The 17444-nt window shown below is 63.8% G+C and carries 17 protein-coding genes; 5 read left to right on the plus strand and 12 right to left on the minus strand.

The features are described 5' to 3' along the window. Nucleotides 1-97 precede the first annotated feature (97 nt). Nucleotides 98-3058 carry a bifunctional [glutamate--ammonia ligase]-adenylyl-L-tyrosine phosphorylase/[glutamate--ammonia-ligase] adenylyltransferase gene (gene glnE, locus F0A16_RS00915; RefSeq protein ID WP_149433524.1) on the plus strand — a complete coding sequence of 987 codons (2961 nt, stop codon included), beginning with the start codon at nt 98-100 and terminating at the stop codon, nt 3056-3058. Nucleotides 3059-3126: 68 nt separating this feature from the next. Further along, nucleotides 3127-3744, plus strand: coding sequence for a YrbL family protein (locus tag F0A16_RS00920; RefSeq protein WP_187775871.1), 618 nt, complete (start codon nt 3127-3129; stop codon nt 3742-3744). Nucleotides 3745-3841: 97 nt separating this feature from the next. On the opposite strand, the gene trhO is transcribed toward F0A16_RS00920, so the two are convergent. The 6 genes from trhO to F0A16_RS00950 form a co-directional block, all read right to left on the minus strand. Beyond that, complete coding sequence (trhO, locus tag F0A16_RS00925; RefSeq protein ID WP_149433526.1) at nt 3842-4783, minus strand: oxygen-dependent tRNA uridine(34) hydroxylase TrhO; 942 nt, start codon at nt 4781-4783, stop codon at nt 3842-3844. A 137-nt stretch (nt 4784-4920) separates the two neighbouring features. After that, nucleotides 4921-5847, minus strand: coding sequence for an ornithine cyclodeaminase family protein (locus F0A16_RS00930; RefSeq protein ID WP_149433527.1), 927 nt, complete (start codon nt 5845-5847; stop codon nt 4921-4923). Continuing rightward, nucleotides 5844-6326 carry an OsmC family protein gene (locus F0A16_RS00935; RefSeq protein WP_149433528.1) on the minus strand — a complete coding sequence of 161 codons (483 nt, stop codon included), beginning with the start codon at nt 6324-6326 and terminating at the stop codon, nt 5844-5846. The genes F0A16_RS00930 and F0A16_RS00935 overlap by 4 nt, the downstream gene beginning before the upstream one ends. Nucleotides 6327-6339: 13 nt before the next feature. Next, entirely contained in the window at nt 6340-6975 is a 636-nt protein-coding gene (locus tag F0A16_RS00940; RefSeq protein ID WP_149433529.1) for an FMN-binding negative transcriptional regulator, read from the minus strand. A 1-nt stretch (nt 6976) separates the two neighbouring features. Continuing rightward, nucleotides 6977-7723 carry a GNAT family N-acetyltransferase gene (locus tag F0A16_RS00945; RefSeq protein WP_149433530.1) on the minus strand — a complete coding sequence of 249 codons (747 nt, stop codon included), beginning with the start codon at nt 7721-7723 and terminating at the stop codon, nt 6977-6979. 4 nt (nt 7724-7727) lie between these two features. Then, entirely contained in the window at nt 7728-8222 is a 495-nt protein-coding gene (locus tag F0A16_RS00950; RefSeq protein ID WP_239023663.1) for a GNAT family N-acetyltransferase, read from the minus strand. Nucleotides 8223-8268: 46 nt separating this feature from the next. Here F0A16_RS00950 and pdxR point away from each other — a divergent pair, with 46 nt between their 5' ends. Further along, nucleotides 8269-9768 carry a MocR-like pyridoxine biosynthesis transcription factor PdxR gene (gene pdxR, locus F0A16_RS00955; protein ID WP_420853052.1) on the plus strand — a complete coding sequence of 500 codons (1500 nt, stop codon included), beginning with the start codon at nt 8269-8271 and terminating at the stop codon, nt 9766-9768. A 27-nt stretch (nt 9769-9795) separates the two neighbouring features. On the opposite strand, the gene F0A16_RS00960 is transcribed toward pdxR, so the two are convergent. Both F0A16_RS00960 and F0A16_RS00965 read right to left on the minus strand, forming a co-directional pair. Beyond that, a complete protein-coding gene (locus tag F0A16_RS00960) occupies nt 9796-11061 on the minus strand; it encodes a mechanosensitive ion channel family protein (RefSeq protein ID WP_149433531.1) in 1266 nt (421 codons plus the stop codon). A 166-nt stretch (nt 11062-11227) separates the two neighbouring features. Then, the gene (locus tag F0A16_RS00965; RefSeq protein WP_239023664.1) at nt 11228-11611 is read right to left on the minus strand and encodes a YchJ family protein; all 384 of its coding nucleotides are present in this window, start codon (nt 11609-11611) and stop codon (nt 11228-11230) included. A gap of 280 nt (nt 11612-11891) precedes the next feature. On the opposite strand from F0A16_RS00965, the gene F0A16_RS00970 reads away from it, so the two are divergent. Together F0A16_RS00970 and F0A16_RS00975 are read left to right on the plus strand one after the other, a co-directional pair. Beyond that, entirely contained in the window at nt 11892-12605 is a 714-nt protein-coding gene (locus F0A16_RS00970) for a DUF3581 family protein (RefSeq protein ID WP_149433533.1), read from the plus strand. Between the two features lie 169 nt (nt 12606-12774). Next, complete coding sequence (locus F0A16_RS00975; RefSeq protein ID WP_223119680.1) at nt 12775-13581, plus strand: ion transporter; 807 nt, start codon at nt 12775-12777, stop codon at nt 13579-13581. Between the two features lie 262 nt (nt 13582-13843). Here F0A16_RS00975 and F0A16_RS00980 read toward each other — a convergent pair whose 3' ends face one another. From F0A16_RS00980 to F0A16_RS00995, 4 genes are read right to left on the minus strand one after another with little or no spacing between them, the layout of a single operon-like run. After that, the gene (locus F0A16_RS00980) at nt 13844-14950 is read right to left on the minus strand and encodes an ABC transporter ATP-binding protein (protein ID WP_149433535.1); all 1107 of its coding nucleotides are present in this window, start codon (nt 14948-14950) and stop codon (nt 13844-13846) included. Continuing rightward, nucleotides 14947-15780: an ABC transporter permease gene (locus tag F0A16_RS00985; RefSeq protein WP_149433536.1), complete on the minus strand. Its 834-nt coding sequence runs from the start codon at nt 15778-15780 to the stop codon at nt 14947-14949. Before F0A16_RS00985 ends, F0A16_RS00980 begins: the two co-directional genes overlap by 4 nt. After that, nucleotides 15770-16606 carry an ABC transporter permease gene (locus F0A16_RS00990; RefSeq protein ID WP_149433537.1) on the minus strand — a complete coding sequence of 279 codons (837 nt, stop codon included), beginning with the start codon at nt 16604-16606 and terminating at the stop codon, nt 15770-15772. Before F0A16_RS00990 ends, F0A16_RS00985 begins: the two co-directional genes overlap by 11 nt. After that, complete coding sequence (locus tag F0A16_RS00995; protein WP_149433538.1) at nt 16603-17427, minus strand: alkaline phosphatase family protein; 825 nt, start codon at nt 17425-17427, stop codon at nt 16603-16605. The genes F0A16_RS00990 and F0A16_RS00995 overlap by 4 nt, the downstream gene beginning before the upstream one ends. Nucleotides 17428-17444: the final 17 nt, after the last annotated feature.

Here is a 17444-nt window from a genome sequence, read left to right on the forward strand (position 1 = left end):
GGCAACGACCTTCGTCGCTTGGGTCTCGCTAGAGGCTTTCGTTATGCTGGTCGGGCCTATCCGCGTTGACCCGCCCATCGCCTGTCTGGAGCCCCTGATGCCGTTACCCGAGTGCTGGTTTGCCGAGATGGATGTCCCCGCGGAGCTGGAAAGTGCCAGCCGCGAAGCCAGGCAGCGGTTGGAGGAGGCGGTAGGCGCCGGCGTGGAGCCGGCGGTCGCCGAGGCGTGGCATTCGCTGGACGGAACCCGGGGAGGCGAGCTCGCCCGTCTGGTGCTGCTGTCGGACTTCGCGCTGGATGCCCTGGCTACGCGCCCGGCGCTGCTGCCCGCCGCGCTGGAGATGGGCGAGCTTGAAGCGGCCCCGGACCGGGCGCTGCTGGAGGAGGTACTGCGCGAGGCGCTGGCGATGGCGGACAGCGAGGAGACGCTTCACCGCGTCTTGCGTCGTTTCCGCCAGGCGCGAATGCTCGGCATCGTCTGGCGCGACCTCAACGGTGGCGACATGTGGCGGACCGCCCGCGCCGTCTCCGAACTGGCGGAAATCTGCCTCGAAGGGGCGCTGGGGTGGCTCGAGGGGCATTTCGCGGCCCGCTGGGGGACGCCGGCTCCACGCGCCGACGGCGCGGCCCAGCGCCTGATCGTGCTGGGCATGGGCAAGCTCGGCGCCGGCGAACTCAATCTCTCCTCGGACATCGACCTGATCTTCGCCTTTCCCGAAAAGGGCACCACCCAGGGGGGAGCGCGAGAGTACGAGCACCAGCAATATTTCACCAAGCTGGGGCAGAAGCTGATCGCCGCGCTGGACGCGATCTCCGCCGACGGCTTCGTGTTCCGGGTCGACATGCGACTGCGCCCGCTGGGCGATGGCGGGCCGCTGGTCGGCAGCTTCAACACCTTCACCAGCTACTACCAGGACCAGGGGCGGGAGTGGGAGCGCTATGCCATGCTCAAGGCGCGCCCCGTCGCCGGCGACATCGATGCCGGATACCAGCTGCTCGGTGAACTCAAGCCCTTCATCTACCGCAAGTATCTCGACTTCGGTGCGATCGAGTCGCTGCGCGAGATGAAGGCGATGATCCATCGCGAGGTCAAGCGGCTGGGGCGGGACGACAACATCAAGCTGGGGCGAGGGGGGATCCGGGAGGTCGAGTTCGTGGTCCAGGCGTTTCAGTTGATACGTGGCGGCCGGGACACCGAACTTCAGGTGACCTCGCTGCGGGATGCGATGTCGCAACTGGTCGCGCTGGAGCTGCTGCCGCAGGCGGTGGTCGACGAGCTGCGCGAGGACTACGTCTTCCTGCGCGATCTGGAACATGCGCTGCAGGCGCAGCAGGACCGCCAGACGCAGACGCTGCCGGGCGACCCGGAGAACCAGGCGAGGTTGGCAATGGCCATGCGGATGCCGGACTGGGGGGCGTTGAGAGAGGCGCTCGCGGCCTGTCGTGAGCGGGTGAGACGTCATTTCGACGCGGTGATCGCCGATCCCGATGACGAATCGCCGTCCCCGGAGGACGAGACGGGCCGGCACGACGTCGCCTGGCGGCAGCTGTGGCAGGGGGAGGTGGACGACGCCGAGGCGGAGCGAACGATGGCGGCGGCAGGCTTCGAGCTGCCCGAGTCGCTGCGGCGACTGGGCGCCTTCCGGGACTCCCGCGGCGTGAAGTCGATGCAGCGGATCGGCTACGAGCGTCTCGATGCCGTCATGCCGCTGCTGCTGGAAGCGGCGGCGGAGAGCGAAGCGCCGAGCGTGGCCCTGGAGCGCGTGCTGCCGCTGATCGAGGCGGTGCTGCGGCGTACCGCCTATCTGTCGCTGCTGCGCGAGAATCCGCAGGTGTTGCCGTCGCTGGTCCGGCTCTGCTCGGCCAGCCCCTGGATCGCCGAACAGCTGGCCCGCCATCCCATCCTGCTCGACGAGCTGCTGACCCCCGCGACGCTCTACTCGCCGGCCGACAAGCAGCGGCTGGCGGATGAACTGCGCCAGACCCTGGCGCGGATTCCCGAAGACGACGAGGAGGGGTGGCTGGAGGCGATGCGGGTCTTCAAGCAGACCCAGGTGCTGCGCGTGGCCGCCTCCGACATCGCCGGGGGGCGCGTGTTGATGAAGGTCAGCGATTACCTGACCGCGATCGCCGAGGTGGTGCTGGATAGCGTATTGCGGATGGCGTGGCGCTCGCTGACGGCACGATACGGCCAACCCAGCGCCCGGGATTCGGCGGATCAGGCGGGTTTCCTGATCGTCGGCTACGGCAAGCTGGGTGGCATCGAGCTGGGATACGGCTCCGATCTCGACCTGGTGTTCCTTTACGATGCCGCTCCGCGGGGCGTCACCGACGGTGCCAAGTCGATCGACAACCTGGTGTTCTTCACCCGTCTGGGCCAGCGCATCATTCATCTGCTCACCGCCACCACGCCAAGCGGCACGCTCTACGAGGTCGACATGCGCCTGCGCCCTTCGGGCAATGCCGGGTTGCTGGTCTCCTCGCTGGACGCGTTCGCCGAGTACCAGCGCAAGGAGGCCTGGATCTGGGAGCATCAGGCGCTGGTGCGCGCGCGGGCAGTGGCCGGCGACGATGCCCTGGGCAAGCGTTTCGAGGCCGTCCGTCGGGAAGTGTTGGGACGAGAGCGCGACTGCGATGAGCTGCGTCGGGAAGTGGTCGGGATGCGGCACAAGATGCGCGAGCATCTGGGTAGCGGTGCCGAGGCGAGAGAGGCGGGGCAGTTCCACCTCAAGCAGGATGCCGGTGGCCTGGTGGACATCGAGTTCATGAACCAGTACGCCGTGCTGGCCCTGTCGGCAACGACGCCGGCCCTGCTCGAGGTTACCGACAACATGCGGCTGCTGGATGCGCTGGCCCAGAGCGGCAGGTTACCCGAGCAGGATGCCCGCGATCTGCAGGCGGCCTATCTGGCCTATCGCGACGCCAGTCACCGGGCGGCACTGGCCAAGGGGCGCAGCCTGGTGTCGGGGGAGGTCTTCGCCGATCATCGCGACACGGTCTCCCGGCTGTGGGATCGCTGGATGCGCCCGGCGTCAGACGATGAGACGAAAGATCACTGAAAACACCGTTTGATTAAGATAACATTAACGGGTCATGACGCCTGCGTTACGGTTCGGAGTGGCCCACCGTGTATCGACTTTCCCATCTCAATGAAATTGCCCACGGCAACGATCGGGCGATCTACCGGCATCCGGATCGGCCCGAGCGCTGCATCAAGGTGCCCCGCTTTCCCGAGCGCGGCAGCCACCAGAACGAGCGGGAACAGGTCTACTTCGACGTTCTGAAGGCGCGCGGCCTCGACGACTGGCGCCATGTCCCGGAATATTTCGGAGCGGTGGAGACCGATCATGGTCCGGGGCTGGTGTTTGGGCTGGTGACCGATGCCGATGGCCAGATCTCCTCCACCATTCGACAGTACCGTGATCGGGGCGAGACGGCCTGGTTCGCCACCCGTGCGTTCGCCGACGAGTTGCAGGGGCTGTATCACTATCTCCGCGACAACTGGATCGTGCCGTCCGATATCAACGACCGCAACATCGTCTGCCAGCGCCTGGCCGATGGTTCACGCCGTCTGTGGTTGATCGACGGCGTCTCCAATCCGGACTTCATGCCGCTGGCCAATGTCTGGCCCTGGTTCGCGCGTCAGAAAGTCGATCGTCGCATGCGACGTTTCTTTGCCAAGTTGAGCGACTACGGCTTGCTGCCCGAGCCCGAGAGGGAAGAGCTAGTACGCAGCGCACACTGAGTGATCGCAGTGCACTCCACGGCGCGGGACATTGCCGGAGTTCGGATGACGGCCTCTCGACTCGATCGGGAGGCCGTTTGCATTCGGTATCCGGAGATTAGCGCTCGGTCCGCGGGTTGCGGCCGATCGGATGCGGCTGGTTGCGGGCTCGGGCCAGCTCGATCTGCTTCTGCCGCTCGCGGGCACTGGCACGCGTCTTTTCCGGTAGCGAATCCCAGCAGTGGGGGCAACTGATCCCCGGCGTGTACTTGTCCGACGACTGGTCCGCGGTGGAGATCGGCATGCGACAGGCGTGGCACTGCTCGAATTCGCCCTCGCTCAGGTCGTGGCGAACGGTGACCCGGTTATCGAACACGAAGCAGTCGCCGCGCCAGCGGCTCTGCGCCTCCGGCACCCGCTCCAGATAGCTCAGGATGCCCCCCTTGAGGTGGAAGACTTCCTCGAATCCCTCATTGAGCATGAAGCTCGACGCTTTCTCGCAGCGGATACCGCCGGTACAGAACATCGCCACCTTCTTGTGGCGGCTGGGATCGTAATGTTGCCTGACGTACTCGGGAAACTCGCGGAACGACTTGGTCCTGGGGTCGACCGCGCCCTCGAAGCTGCCGATGGCCACTTCATAGTCGTTGCGGGTATCGATGACCAGCACCTCGGGATCGTCGATCAGCTCGTTCCACTGCTCCGGCTCGACATAGGTGCCGACCCGACGGTTCGGGTCAACGTCGGGTACGCCCATGGTGACGATCTCGCGCTTGAGCTTGACCTTGGTGCGGTAGAACGGATGCGCGTCGCAGTAGGATTCCTTGTGGCCCAGCTCGGCAAAGCGGGGATCGCGCTTGAGCCAGCCGAGCAGCGCGTCGATGCTCTCGCGGGTGCCGGAAACGGTACCGTTGATGCCCTCGTTGGCGAGCAGCAGCGTGCCCTTGACATCGAGGCGCTGCATCTGGGCGAACAGCGGCTCGCGCAGGGCTTCGAAGTCGTCGAGAGTGACGAACTGATACAACGCCGCGACCACGATCGCGGGATCGCTTGATGACATGCTCAGACTCCTGGTAGTCGCCCTCGCAAAGGGCGGACCGGGTTGGATGGCGCGACGGAGGCGCCGGTGATCGCCGCGCATTCTACGCCGCTGAGCGTCGGCGTCCAGTGACCGACCGTCGCAGCGGGCGGTGCGGGCTACCGCGCGGTTGCGGCGATATAACGGGCGATCATCAGATCGAGGTGGGCACCGCCGCCATTCTTGAACACGGTGATATCGCTCTCCGCCTCGCGGCCCGGGGCGCCGGCGAGCAGGTCGCGAAAATCGGCGAGGACGTCGGCCTCGGCGATGACGCCGGCGGCGAGGGGAATCTTCAACTCGCCGATATGGCCGAGCGTGGTCTCGCGGCTGTCCACGAACAGCCGGGCTTTCTGCAGTAGCGTATCGTCCGCTTCACGCATGTCGGCCTTGAACGCGCCGATCAGGTCGACATGGGTGCCTTCGCGGATCCACTCGCCTCGGAGGAACGGGGTTCGCGCCATGGTGGCGCTGGCGATGATATCCGCCGATCCGGCCGCCGTTTCCAGGTCGCTCACCGCCACCACGTCTAGGCCGCGAGCCTCACAGGCGCCGGCGAGTGCCCGCGCCTTGCTGTGAGTCCGGTTCCACAGGCTGATGCGCTCGAGGTCGGGAAACAGGGCGGTGTAGGCGTCGATCAGGCTGGCCGCGACGTTGCCGGCACCACAGATGAGCAGATGGCGGCTGTCCTGCCGGGCCAGCAGCAGCGCGCCCAGCACGGAGTCGCTGGCCGTCTTGATCTCGGTGACCAGCCGGCTTTCGATGATCGCCTTCAACTGGCCATCATCCGGGGCGAAATAGAGCATGGCGCCCTGAACGGTATCCAGGCCGCGGGCGGCATTGCCGTCGAAGACAGTGACCGCCTTAGCGCCATAGCCGATGCCGGGGATGAAACAGGAGCGATTGAGCAGCGTCCTGTCGGCAGGCCCCAGGAAGGTGTCGTCGATCTCCGGTCGGGCCGCGAGATGGCCTTGGCGCAGGGCCTCCACGGCGCCGGCCCAGGAGAGCCGGTCGCGGGCTTCGGTATAGGTGATGAGTCGGGTCATGGGGTCTCTCGGGGTTCGACGATCTCGGTGACGACGGCGGTCTTGACCGAGTTGGCGATAAAGCAGCCCCGGTGGGCCTGGTGGTGCATCGTCTCGAGCTGTTCACGCGTCGGTCGGCGCTCGCCGGAAAACGTCACCGCCGGGCGGAGCGTGACCCGCGTCATCGCCAACCGGCCGGCGTCGTTCTTTTCCAGCACGCCGACGGCGTTGTCCTCGTAGTGCTCGACGACGAAGCGTCGTTTGGCAACGATACCGAGAAACACCAGCATATGGCAGCTGGAGAGCGCCGCGACGAAGGCTTCCTCGGGATCGACGTTGGCATCGGCCGAGTAGGGGAGAGGGACGATGTGGGGAGAGGAGGAGGCGGCAACGGTGACGCCACCGTCGAAATGCCATTCGTGCCCCCGGCTGTAGCAACCGTCGGTGAACCTCTCCGTCGGCTGGCGTCGCCAGCATACGGTGGCCGTGTAGTGGGACATGAAATCCTCCTTCCTATTCGATCCCGCTGAGGATCGTTGCGTCGGCGACCGTATGCTCGTACTCGCCGCGAAGGCCCTGGAAGATCGCCTCGCGCTCCTCCCTCGGCTTGTGCTGGCTCGCCTTGCGCTTGCCCTCGATGCGCTCGACGGTTAGTTCGACACCGATGATGGCCCGACACATCTTGGCGATGAAATCCGCCGGCGCGTCGTCGATCGACCAAGGCAAGGCGCGCTCGCGCTCGAAGCGCTCGGTCAGTGCGCCTACCACGCCATACAGCCACGCGGGGTCGTCGATCAGATGCAGTCTGCCATGGACATGAACCACTTCGTAGTTCCAGGTGGGGACGACCTTGCCGTGCGCTTTCTTGGCCGGATACCAACTAGGCGTGATATACGCCTGGGGGCCGTGAAAGATCGCCAGCGCCCGATGATCGAACGCGCGCGATGCCAACGGGTTGGCCCGAGCGATATGCCCGCGAAGCCTACCCCCCGACAGGTCGCCCTCGGCGGGTTCGAACAAAAGCGGCAGATGATCGGCGGTTAGCCCGCTTTCGGCGCCGTGGGTGACCAGCGTGGCAAACGGCGATTGCTCGATGGTCAACTGCAGGGTTTCGGCATCGTCGAGTCGAAAATGGCTCGGTTGGTACATGCTAGCGCTCACTTCTCGTCAGTTGCTCGGTCATGCTCGACAGCGATCGTCGTTGGCGCCCGTTGGCGTCGAAGTTCTCGGCTGCGAGCCACTGCTCGTGGCAGGCGTGGAGCGCCGGCCACTCGCCGTCGACGATCGAGAACCAGGCCGTGTCGCGGTTGCGTCCATTGACCACCCGGTGCTGGCGGAAGACGCCCTCCGGACGGAAGCCCAGCCGCTCGGCCGCGCGTCGGGACGGGACATTGAGAGCATCGCATTTCCACTCCACGCGGCGGTAGCCGAGCTCGAAGGCGTATCGAATCAGCAACATCAACGCTTCGCTGGAGATCGGCGTTCGTGCCATGCGTGGCGAGAAGTTGAGATGACCGATCTCCAGCGTGCCGTCGGCCGGGGCGATGCGCAGGTAGGTTGCCATGCCCACGGCCCGGCCGTCGGCCAGATCAATGATGACGTAGCAGATCGGATCGCTGTCGCCACTCATCGTCTCCAGCCAGCGCTCGCATCCCGCCTGATCGTCGAAAGCACGGCCGCCCAGGTAGGTCCAGCGTGCCCTGGCCTCGCGATCGTTGGCGATACCGGGATCCGGCATCTGCCACGCTTGCCATAGCGACGGCGCATGCCGGCTTGGATCGAGCGGCTCCAGACGACAGAAGCGACCTTCCCGGACGCTCGCGTCCGGAAAAGGTGGCTCGCGCCAGTTCGGGATATCGCCGCCCACGGGCTGGCCGTATTCGTTGGTTGTCGTCATGGCATCAGACACTCAATAGGAAGGTGTAAAAGGCGTCGTCGCGTTTCCAGCCGAGTGCGTGGTAACGGGACTGGGCAGCGTTGTTTTCGACCTGGGTGCGCAGCATCAGCTGGGCAACGCCGTACTCGGACGCCAGTTCCCTGGCGGCCTGCAGCAGGGCGCTGCCGATGCCGCGGCAACGACCCTCGGGGACGACGAAGAGATCGTTGAGGATCCAGCGCGAACCGAGGGTGGTCGTCGAGGGTATCGGGAACAGCTGGGCGAAGCCGACGGCGCCGCCGCCAGCGTCATGAGCCACCAACAGGTGAGCGTCTCCACGCCGGTAGCGTTCGCCCAGAAAGGCCCGGGCGCTCTCGAGATCGCTTGGCTGTCGATAGAACTGGCGGTAGCCATCGACCAGCGGTGCGATATCGTCGATATCTTCGGGGGTGGCGACGCGAATGTCGGGCATGCGGGACTCCAGCAGGATCAGCGTGACTTGCCAGCAGTCTGGCGTCATGCTGGTTCTTCGATAAGAGCCAGTTTTTGCAAGAGCGAGAGAACCAGTGAGACAACCCAATGCGCATCGCCCGTGGATCGTCGAAGCGTTGACGATGCGACTCGCCACGCCGTCGTCACTGACCCTGACCCAGCGCCTATACCAGTCGCTGCGAGACTGGGTCCAGCAGGGGCAGCTCAAGCCGGGCAGCGCGCTGCCCTCGTCGCGGCAATTGGCACGCGAGCTCGGGCTTGGGCGCAATACCGTACTGGGCGCGGTCGATCGATTGACCGCAGAGGGGTTCCTCGAGAGTCGCCCCGGCGCGGGCGTCTTCGTCGCCGAGTGGGGCGCGGAGGTCGTCGCCGGGGCGAGTCCGGTGCCGAAGAGGGCGGCTGTATCACCGCCGCTTTCCGCCCGTGGCCAGCGCATTCTCGATGTCAGCAGCCTATTGGGCGATCGTCATTCTGCCTTCGTGCCGGGCGTGCCCGCGCTGGACCGGTTCCCGCGTGAGCGCTGGCAACGGTTGCTGCGTCGTCACCAGCAGCAGGCGCCGCTGGAGTGGCATGACTATCAGCATCGGGGAGGCGTGCCGGCACTTCGCGAGGCGCTCTGCGACTATCTGCGGCTGTCGCGGTCGGTGCGCTGTCGGCCCGATCAGATTCTGGTGACCCAGGGTGCTCAGCAGGGCTTCGAACTGATCGCCCGGTTGCTTGCCGATACGGGGGAGGCGGTCTGGATGGAGGAGCCGGGATATGGCGGTGCGCACGCCTGCTTTCTCTCAGCCGGGCTCGACATCGTGCCGGTACCGGTGGATGACGAGGGCATGGCAATCGCGACACTGCCGTCCTCGGTGGCGACGCCTCGGCTGATTTACGTGACGCCCTCGCACCAGTATCCCAGCGGCGTGACGATGAGCCTCAAGCGACGCACGGCGCTGATCGAAGCGGCCCAGCGTCGCGGTGCCTGGATCATCGAGGACGACTACGATAGCGAGTTCCGCTATGCCAGCGCGCCGATCGCTTCGCTACAGGGGCTCGTCGACGACGCGCCGGTCATCTACGTTGGCACTTTCAGCAAGGTGATGTATCCGGGGTTGCGATTGGGTTATCTGGTACTGCCGGACCCGCTCGTCGAGCCGTTCAAACGGGCCAATGCACGACTTCACCGTGAGGGGCAGTACGTGGCACAGGCGGCGCTGGCGACATTCATTACCGAGGGGCATTTCGCGCGCCACGTCTCGCGGATGCGGGAGCTCTATCGGCTACGCCAGGCAGCCTTGCGCCATGCGCTGGCCCCGGCGGTGGCGAATGGCCTCGTGCTGTCGGCGGGAACGGCGGGCATGCACCTGGTTGCCGAATTGGAAAGCCCGGCGCTGGAGGCCGAACTGGTCTCTCGGGCAGAGCAGGCGGGGGTGCTACTGTCGCCGCTCTCGCGCTATTTCCTGCGCGCTCCCGCCCGGCCAGGCCTGGTGCTGGGGTACGCCGGCGCCACCGACATTGAGATCGCCGAGGCTGGCCGCTGGCTGAGCGATACCTGGTGCACACTGAGTCATCGTGACGGGGCGTAGCCCCAAGGCCGCCGGCGGAACCTGGGGTCAGGCGTCGCCCTCTCCCCGGGAATCGTCGGTAGAGCCTGGGGCCCTGGAGTGTTGGCGTTTACCGCGGGAAGAGCGGGGAGCGCTGTCGTCGCTGTCACCCGATTTCCGCTCACGGTCCACCTGGGTCCCGTCTCGTTCACCATCCTCGCGATCCAGGCCTTCGGGAAGGTAGAGCCGGGACGTCGGAATGGCCAGGCGGGCGCCGTGCTGGTCGATGATGTCACGAATTTTCAGCAGGATGGCCTGCTTGATCTCGTGGAATCGCTGCCAATCCGTCTCGAGGGTGAAGGCGTAGATCATGATATCCAGCGAGTACTGACCGTAAGTGACGAAATTGACCGTGATCAGCTCGTCCTGGTTGATCTCCTCGTGTTGCTGCAGCAGGTCGCGAATATCGTGGGTGATGTTTTCGATCTTGTCGATGTCCTGATAGCGGATACCGATGGTCTCCCACAGGCGACGGCTGACCATCCGCGTCGGGGTCTCGACGGAAATCTGGCTGAACCAGGCATTGGGGACATACAGCGGTGGCCCCGCAAAAGTCCGCACGGTGGTGAGGCGCCAGCCGATATCCTCGACGATTCCCTCGATCTGGCGCTCGGGCGATCGGATCCAGTCGCCGACCACGAAGGGCTTGTCCAGATGGACCACCATGCCGCCAAAGAAGTTGGCGATGACGTCCCGTGCGGCAAACCCGATGACCAGACCGCCGAAACCGCCCATGGCCAGGATGCTCGACATAGACACGCCCAGGATCTGCAGCCCGATCAGTAGCAGTGTGACGATCAGCACGGCGCCGACGATCTTGGTCAGCGCCGATGCCGAAGTGGGGTCGACGGGCTTGGCATGGCATTTGACCGGCGGGAACACCAGCCGCTGCTCCAGCCGCCGGAAAAGGCGAATGCCGCCCCAGGCGACTAGCAGGAGCGTGATCAAGGCGCCGAGACGCGAGAATAAGGTGGTCAGGCGCTCGATCTCGAAGTGCGTGCCGATGATTCCCAGGTCGACCATCAAGGCCGTGATCCAGACCCACCAACGCAGCGGCAGACGCAGACCGTGGAGAATGGGGTCGTCCCAGCGGCGTGGCGAGTCGCGGAGACGACGCTCCATCCGGCTGAGAGTGAAGTACAGCGTGAGATCGATGAGAAAAGCGACAAGGAGAATCAGTGCCGGGAGCACTATCCAGCCGGGGATATGCAGCCACTGGCCGAGCGCTTCCTGCGATTGGCTGAGGAGGGTGGTGGCTCTGTCGGGAATTTCCATTCACCTGCTTTTCGTGTTCGCACATCGATGCGCCGTGGCGCAGCGAAAGGATTGGTGAGCACACCGGTGTCTGTCTCGCGAGCGGTGCATCGACTGCAGAAAAGCGTAGCGGTGTGCTGCGGAGCGGTCCACTCGCGTGCAGGGCGCGCGGCGGGTTAGAGTGGTATCAACGCAGGCAGCAGCGCTTGGCTTTTCTGCCGCTTCCGCACGAACAGGGGGCGTTACGTGACGAGTTCCCGGCGGGAGATGGATCGATGATGCCATCGATATAGAGCCAGTCGCCCCGGTGACGCCGAAAACGAGAACGCTCGTGAAGCGTCTGGACCCGTGTGGCGGGCGTTGCATTCCATGGGCAAAAGCGCGCCTTGAATTCGATCGTGGCCCTCGCGCCGGTCGTGCGGGTGTCGACGATCTCGAGGCCCAGCCATTGATTGTCCCGCCGGTCGAGCTCTGCGCTCGTCAGGGTCGGCTCGAGCGCGCCGGGATCCCAGGTTCTGACCAGGTAGCTGCCCAGCCCGCCCAGCGCAAAGGCCGAATAGCGGGAGCGCATGAGCGCCTCCGGCGTCGGTGCGGTTTGCTCCGAGCGATGGTAGATCCCGCAGCAGCGATCGTAGTGCCAACCACTGCCGCAGGGACACGAACGGGAATCTGGCGCTTCGGTGACTGTGGTTGGAACATTCATTTGGGTAAACTACGCTATCATTTGTCGCTAAGTGTTAATGGTGCACTGCGCTTTGACCGGACATGTGGTAAAAGAGCGGCGCCGATTGTCAGAACCATCGTCAAGCCAGAATCAACGCCAAGTCATTCGACATGTGGGTCGACCACCTATGTTTCTCGACGAGTTCCATTCTACCGACGCGAACCGTATCTGTATCACGGCGGAACAGGCCAGTCGGTTCGCGCGACAGATCGCGGGCGATTACAACCCGATTCACGATCCCTGCGCGCGCCGTTTTTGTGTTCCGGGCGATCTACTGTTCGCACTGGTACTGTCTCGCTATGGATTGTCACAGCACATGACCTTCCATTTTTGCGGGATGGTGGGCGATCGTGTAGCACTGAGCTTTCGCGAGGAGGAGACGGGAACCGTCAGTGTCGTGGACGAAAACGGCAAGCGGTATCTGAGCGTCAAACGAGGCGGTTGGACGATCCGCGACCCCGCCACGGTGGAGACTTTCACTCGTCGTTACGTCGCCTTTTCGGGTCGCAACTTCCCGCATTACCTCAAGCCGCTGCTCGAGGAAAAAGGCGTGATGTTCAATCCCCGGCGTCCGCTGGTGATCTACGACAGCATGGGGTTCTCGCTCAAGGATCACGACCCCTGCGATCTGGACCTCGATTTTGCCGGTGCCAATCTGGACGTGAAGGGCAAGCGCGGAGAAGCGCACCTAGAGTTTCGCATGAGTTGCAATGGGCGTGATGTGGGTATCGGTTCCAAGAAGCTGGTCATCAGCGGTTTGCAGGATTACGACGCGGAGAAGATGGATACCTTCGTGACCAATTTCGCCCAGTTGAAAGCCGCCAATCCCTGCTCGGCCTGATGCCGGTCCCCGATGAGTGCTGCATTGCCGCCGCCACGTTGCGCTTGACATCACGTCGAGCCAGACGATTCGCGTTTTACCGACCAAACCGCTGATAATGTCATTCACTCCGACCCTGCCTCGATCCAATGGCTGCTGGTGCGGGCCGTCCACGTGAATGGGACTTGTCGTGAAAGAACACGTTACGCCGTTTCAGTTTTTTATCCTGGCGCTCTCTTTCTATGTCCTGGGGGCCATGCTCGCCGACATATTCCTCGATTTGCCCCCCGAGATTCGCCAGCTCTTCGGCTATCTGGATTACCTGGTCTGCTTCTTCTTCTTCATCGACTTCTGCCAGCGGTTCTATCGGGCGCCCAGTAAATGGCGCTACATGCGATGGGGGTGGCTGGATCTGCTGGCGTGCATACCCGCGGGGTGGTTGCAGGCGGCGCGGTTGGTGCGAGTCGTTCAGGTCATTCGCGTGCTGCGTGCATTGCGATCGCTGGAGTTGATCTGGCAACTGCTATTCCGCAATCGCGCCGAGGGCGTTCTGGCTTCGGCCGCGACCGCCACCGTGCTGCTGGTGGTTTTCGGCGCGATGACGGTGCTGATGGTGGAAACACCGAATCCCGACAGTCCGATCAATACCGCCGAAGAGGCGCTGTGGTGGGCCATCGTGACCGTCACCACGGTGGGCTACGGCGATTACTATCCGATCACGACGATGGGGCGCGTGGTTGCCGTGATGTTGATGGTCTGCGGCGTCGGCCTGTTCGGTAGTTTCGCCGCTTACGTCAGCTCGCTGTTCGTCGAGGATCAGGGCGAATCCGAGTCACGCCAGCACAAGGCAAACCGGCGAATGATGCGCCATATGATCGAGCAGGTGAGCGAGCTTCAGGAGGAGATCGAGTCGTTGCGGCAGGAGCTGCGCGGCCATCGTCAGGAGTTGGCCGAGCGCCATGGGCGCGAGCGAGACGGCGATAGCACGGAACGATAAAAGCGATTGCCATATTGCATTGTCAGGGAAATATAAGGGTGCTAACATATTTGGCATCGAATGCAGAGATCCTTCGCAGCAGTCGTTCGAGTCGCGTCTCCTAGTAACACCCCGCCTCGCCCGCGCATCCCCCCTCTTGCGCGGGCTTTTTTTGTACCTGCGATCCCTGATAGTCACGTCACCCTCCGGGCCGTCGCGTAGCGACGTCAACAATCGCTCCTGGCCGGCCCAGTTGGCAGCGTTGCTGGTTCAACTGCCACGTCTAAAGCACTCGTGCTTCGTCAACATCGGCGTAGACCACGACCTGGCTTCCTTCCGGTCGAAGAAAACGCCGACCTCGATTGAGCGTGTCGACATTCAGAGTCATGCCATCGCAGTCCACACGGTAGCGGATGACGTTGCCCAGAAGCTGGCGCTTGACGATCAATCCCGTGCAAGCCGGGCCCGGGTTGGGCGGAAGGTAACCTTGGCCATTTTCCTCCATCAGGTAGAGTGCTTCGGGGCGCAGAGCGAGTTTCCTGCCGTCGACGTGCTGCCCGAGTAGACGTCTCGCCGCACGAGCATCGAGCCGGTTGTAGGCGCCGACGAACTCGGCGACCTCTGCGCTGGCCGGGCGGGTATAGAGCGATTCCGCATCGCTCTGCTGCAGGATGCGCCCCTGGCCCATGAGGAAGATGCGATCGGAAAGCATCAGCGCTTCTTCCTGGTCATGGGTCACGAACAGAGTCGTCAGCGCCAGTTGCTGCTGTATCTCGCGAATCTGGTCGCGCAGATGTTGGCGAATCTTGGCATCCAGTGCGGAGAGGGGCTCGTCCATCAGCAGAATGCGTGGACGTGTGACCAGCGACCTCGCCAGCGCGACACGCTGGCGCTGACCACCGGAAAGCTGATGCGGATACTTGTGTGCGTGGTCGCCCAGCTCGACCAGTGCCAGCGTCTCTTCGACGCGTTCGCGACGGGATCGCGGCGCCACGCGACGCATCCTCAGGCCAAAGGCGACGTTGTCGCGCACGCTCATGTTGGGAAACAGCGCATAGTGCTGGAAGACCATGCCGATATCGCGCTTCTGCGGTGGGAGCCGGGTAATGATTTCGCCATCGACCTCGATCTCGCCGGCGTCGATATCGGTGAGTCCGGCGATTGCTCGCAACAGTGTCGACTTTCCGCAGCCGGAGGGGCCCAGCAGGGTCACGAACTCGCCTTGCACGATATCGGCATCGATATTCTGGAAGACCGGAGTGTCGCCAAACGATTTGGAGAGGCCCCGCAGGCGCAGATAGTTCGGTGCGTTGTCGGAGGTCGTCGGAGAGGGGACGGGCGTATCGCTGATCGACGTCACGAGATTTTGGGGGGCATGGGTCGTAGTCATCGATTGCGGTCCTTCGGGGCGGCGACCTCACTTCGGCCATTGCCGAGCCAAGTGAGAATGAGGATGAACAGGAACAGAGTGATGACGAGCGCGCTGGTGAAATGACCGCTTTCACGGCGCACGTTGAAGAGATAGATCTGAAGCGTCTCGAAGCGCGTGCCGACGAGCAGATTGGCGAAGACGAACTCGCCGATGAGAAACGAGAACGACAGGAAGACCGCGATACGAATGCCCAGGCGCATGTTGGGAAGCACCACCCGCAGGAAGGCGACGAGCGGGCTCGCGCCGAGCAATTGTGCGGCGTCCATCAGTTCGGCGGCATCGAATCCACGCAGACTGTTGATCAGCGAGCGATACATGAAGGGCAGGGCGATCGACACATAGGTGAAGATCAGAATCCACGGCGTCCCCACCAGGGGAAGCGGGCCGCCGGCGTAGAGTTGCAGCAACCCCACGGAAGAGACCACCGGCGGTACCGCGAACGGGGTCAGGACGAGCACGTCCATCCAGCGCTCCAGCCACGGAAAGCGAGTACGAGCGAGAAACGCCACCGGCAGAATCAGTACGAGCGAGAGCAACAGCGAGCTCGCTACCACAAACATCGAGCGTCCGAAGGCTTCCAGGAAGCGTGGCGTATGCCAGAGTCTCAGCATCCAGTCGAGGGTCAGCCCATCGGGTAGCAGCGTCGCTCCCCAGCGTGTGGCCAGCGCATATAACAGTGTGGCGGCAAGTGGCAGAGAGAGCGAGACGAAGATGGGGGCAAGGATCCACCAGTGCAGGGGTAGCCCGCCACCCGTGGCCGACCGACGGCGATCAGCGTTACTCGACATGGGTTCTTCCCCGGAGCAGGTGCTGCTGCACGAGTGTCATCGCTGTCAGCAGGGCGATCGTGATCAGCGACAACGCGCTTGCCAGCTCGGGTTGCAGGAACAAGTCTCCCGAGACCAGATTGGCGATGCGGATCGTCAACAGGTTGTAGTTGTTGCCGACCAGCGCGAAGACCGTGGCGTAGGTGCCAATGGCATTGGCGAGCAGAATCGTCAGCGTCCCCATCATGCTCGGCCAGAGCACGGGGAGCCCGATGTGGCGCCAGTAAGCGACTCGCCCCGCGCCGAGCAGGCTGGCGGCTTCTCGCCACTCCGAACGGAGTCCGGCGAAGGCAGGCAGTAGCAGTAGCATGCCGAGCGGAACCTGGAACCAAGTGTAGATGATCATCAAGCCGGTCCGGGAGTAGAGGCTGAACGATTCGAATAGTCCGAAGCGTTGGAGCGCCAGCGTCAATGCGCCGTTGGCGCCCAGCAGGATGATGAACGCGAAGGCCAGTGGCACGCCGGCGAAATTGCTGGTCATGTTGGTGAAGGCGATGAGCACCCTTCGCGTGCCGCCGCCGACGCGGGAAAGGCCGTAGCAGGCGAGCGTAGCGATGAGCAGACCAGCGAGGCTAGATACCAGGGCGATTTCGATGCTTCGCCACATTGCTTGACGGTAGAACGTCGATGCCGCGATCTCACGAAAGTGATCGAACCCCCAGCCCGTGCCAACGCGGAAGGCGCTCAAGGCGACGTAACCCAGTGGTGCGAGCTGAAACGCGCAGAATACCAGCGCAAAGGGCAGAAGACACAGCAGCGCGGGCGACCAGCGGTGTCCTCGGATCATTGCGCGGTGCTCTCATCGCTCAGTAGTGCGGCATTGAGTGTCTTGTCGTGATGTAGCCCCAATAGGGTCGCCAGGGTACCGCAGACCTCGGTTTGCCTGAGGTCGGTCACGCGTTGCGACGAGAAGCCGCTACCCAGTGTCCAGAGGGGGACGTGACGCTCCTCGGGCAGTGTGCCGGAATGGGAGCGATCGGCATTCATGCCGTGGTCGGCGGTCACCATCACCTGGTATCCCGCAGCCAGCCAGCGGGGAAGGTAATCGGCGAGGGCGATGTCCGCCTGGCGGGCAGCGTTGCGGTATTGCGGAGAGTCACCGCCATGACGATGGCCGGTATCGTCGATGTTCATGCTGTGTACCAGTAGAAAGTCCGGGTCATGCAGTCGACGCAACATCTCGGCATCGCTGAACAGATGATCATCGGGATAGTGGTCGCGCCAGTAGAAAAGACCGGCCTGAATGGCGACGTCGGCATCGTGTCGGAAGCGGTGCCGAGTGCGATCGAACGGTGCCTCGAGGTAGAGCTCGCTAATCCAATGATACGCCGCAGCGGCGGTTCGGCGACCTTGCTGGGTGGCAAGATCGAATAGGCTGGTACCGAGAGAGCGCCGTACCACGTCGTTGTTGACCACGCCGGAGTCCACCGGGCGATCTCCTGTCAGCAGACATTCGTAGAGCGGTCGCGATATCGCCGGCAGCTCGCAATCCAGCGAGTGATAGGTGCCGCGGCCCACCTCGCACAAGGCGTTGAGATGCCCCATGGCATGATGGCCCACGGTATGACTGAGGCCATCGAGAATGACCAGGATGACGCGGTTGGACATGTGAATGGCTCCGAGCC

Source organism: Salinicola corii, assembly GCF_008298015.1.
Lineage (GTDB): Bacteria > Pseudomonadota > Gammaproteobacteria > Pseudomonadales > Halomonadaceae > Salinicola > Salinicola corii.

Bases quoted from the DNA above. Each gene is read 5' to 3' on its own strand.
- trhO (WP_149433526.1), bottom strand. From the start codon at position 4,783: ATGTCATCAAGCGATCCCGCGATCGTGGTCGCGGCGTTGTATCAGTTC.
- F0A16_RS00990 (WP_149433537.1), bottom strand. From the start codon at position 16,606: ATGATCCGAGGACACCGCTGGTCGCCCGCGCTGCTGTGTCTTCTGCCC.
- F0A16_RS00945 (WP_149433530.1), bottom strand. From the start codon at position 7,723: ATGACGACAACCAACGAATACGGCCAGCCCGTGGGCGGCGATATCCCG.
- F0A16_RS00960 (WP_149433531.1), bottom strand. From the start codon at position 11,061: ATGGAAATTCCCGACAGAGCCACCACCCTCCTCAGCCAATCGCAGGAA.
- F0A16_RS00995 (WP_149433538.1), bottom strand. From the start codon at position 17,427: ATGTCCAACCGCGTCATCCTGGTCATTCTCGATGGCCTCAGTCATACC.
- F0A16_RS00965 (WP_239023664.1), bottom strand. From the start codon at position 11,611: ATGCGCTCCCGCTATTCGGCCTTTGCGCTGGGCGGGCTGGGCAGCTAC.
- F0A16_RS00940 (WP_149433529.1), bottom strand. From the start codon at position 6,975: ATGTACCAACCGAGCCATTTTCGACTCGACGATGCCGAAACCCTGCAG.
- F0A16_RS00970 (WP_149433533.1), top strand. From the start codon at position 11,892: ATGTTTCTCGACGAGTTCCATTCTACCGACGCGAACCGTATCTGTATC.
- F0A16_RS00935 (WP_149433528.1), bottom strand. From the start codon at position 6,326: ATGTCCCACTACACGGCCACCGTATGCTGGCGACGCCAGCCGACGGAG.
- glnE (WP_149433524.1), top strand. From the start codon at position 98: ATGCCGTTACCCGAGTGCTGGTTTGCCGAGATGGATGTCCCCGCGGAG.
- F0A16_RS00930 (WP_149433527.1), bottom strand. From the start codon at position 5,847: ATGACCCGACTCATCACCTATACCGAAGCCCGCGACCGGCTCTCCTGG.
- F0A16_RS00950 (WP_239023663.1), bottom strand. From the start codon at position 8,222: ATGACGCCAGACTGCTGGCAAGTCACGCTGATCCTGCTGGAGTCCCGC.
- F0A16_RS00985 (WP_149433536.1), bottom strand. From the start codon at position 15,780: ATGTCGAGTAACGCTGATCGCCGTCGGTCGGCCACGGGTGGCGGGCTA.
- F0A16_RS00980 (WP_149433535.1), bottom strand. From the start codon at position 14,950: ATGACTACGACCCATGCCCCCCAAAATCTCGTGACGTCGATCAGCGAT.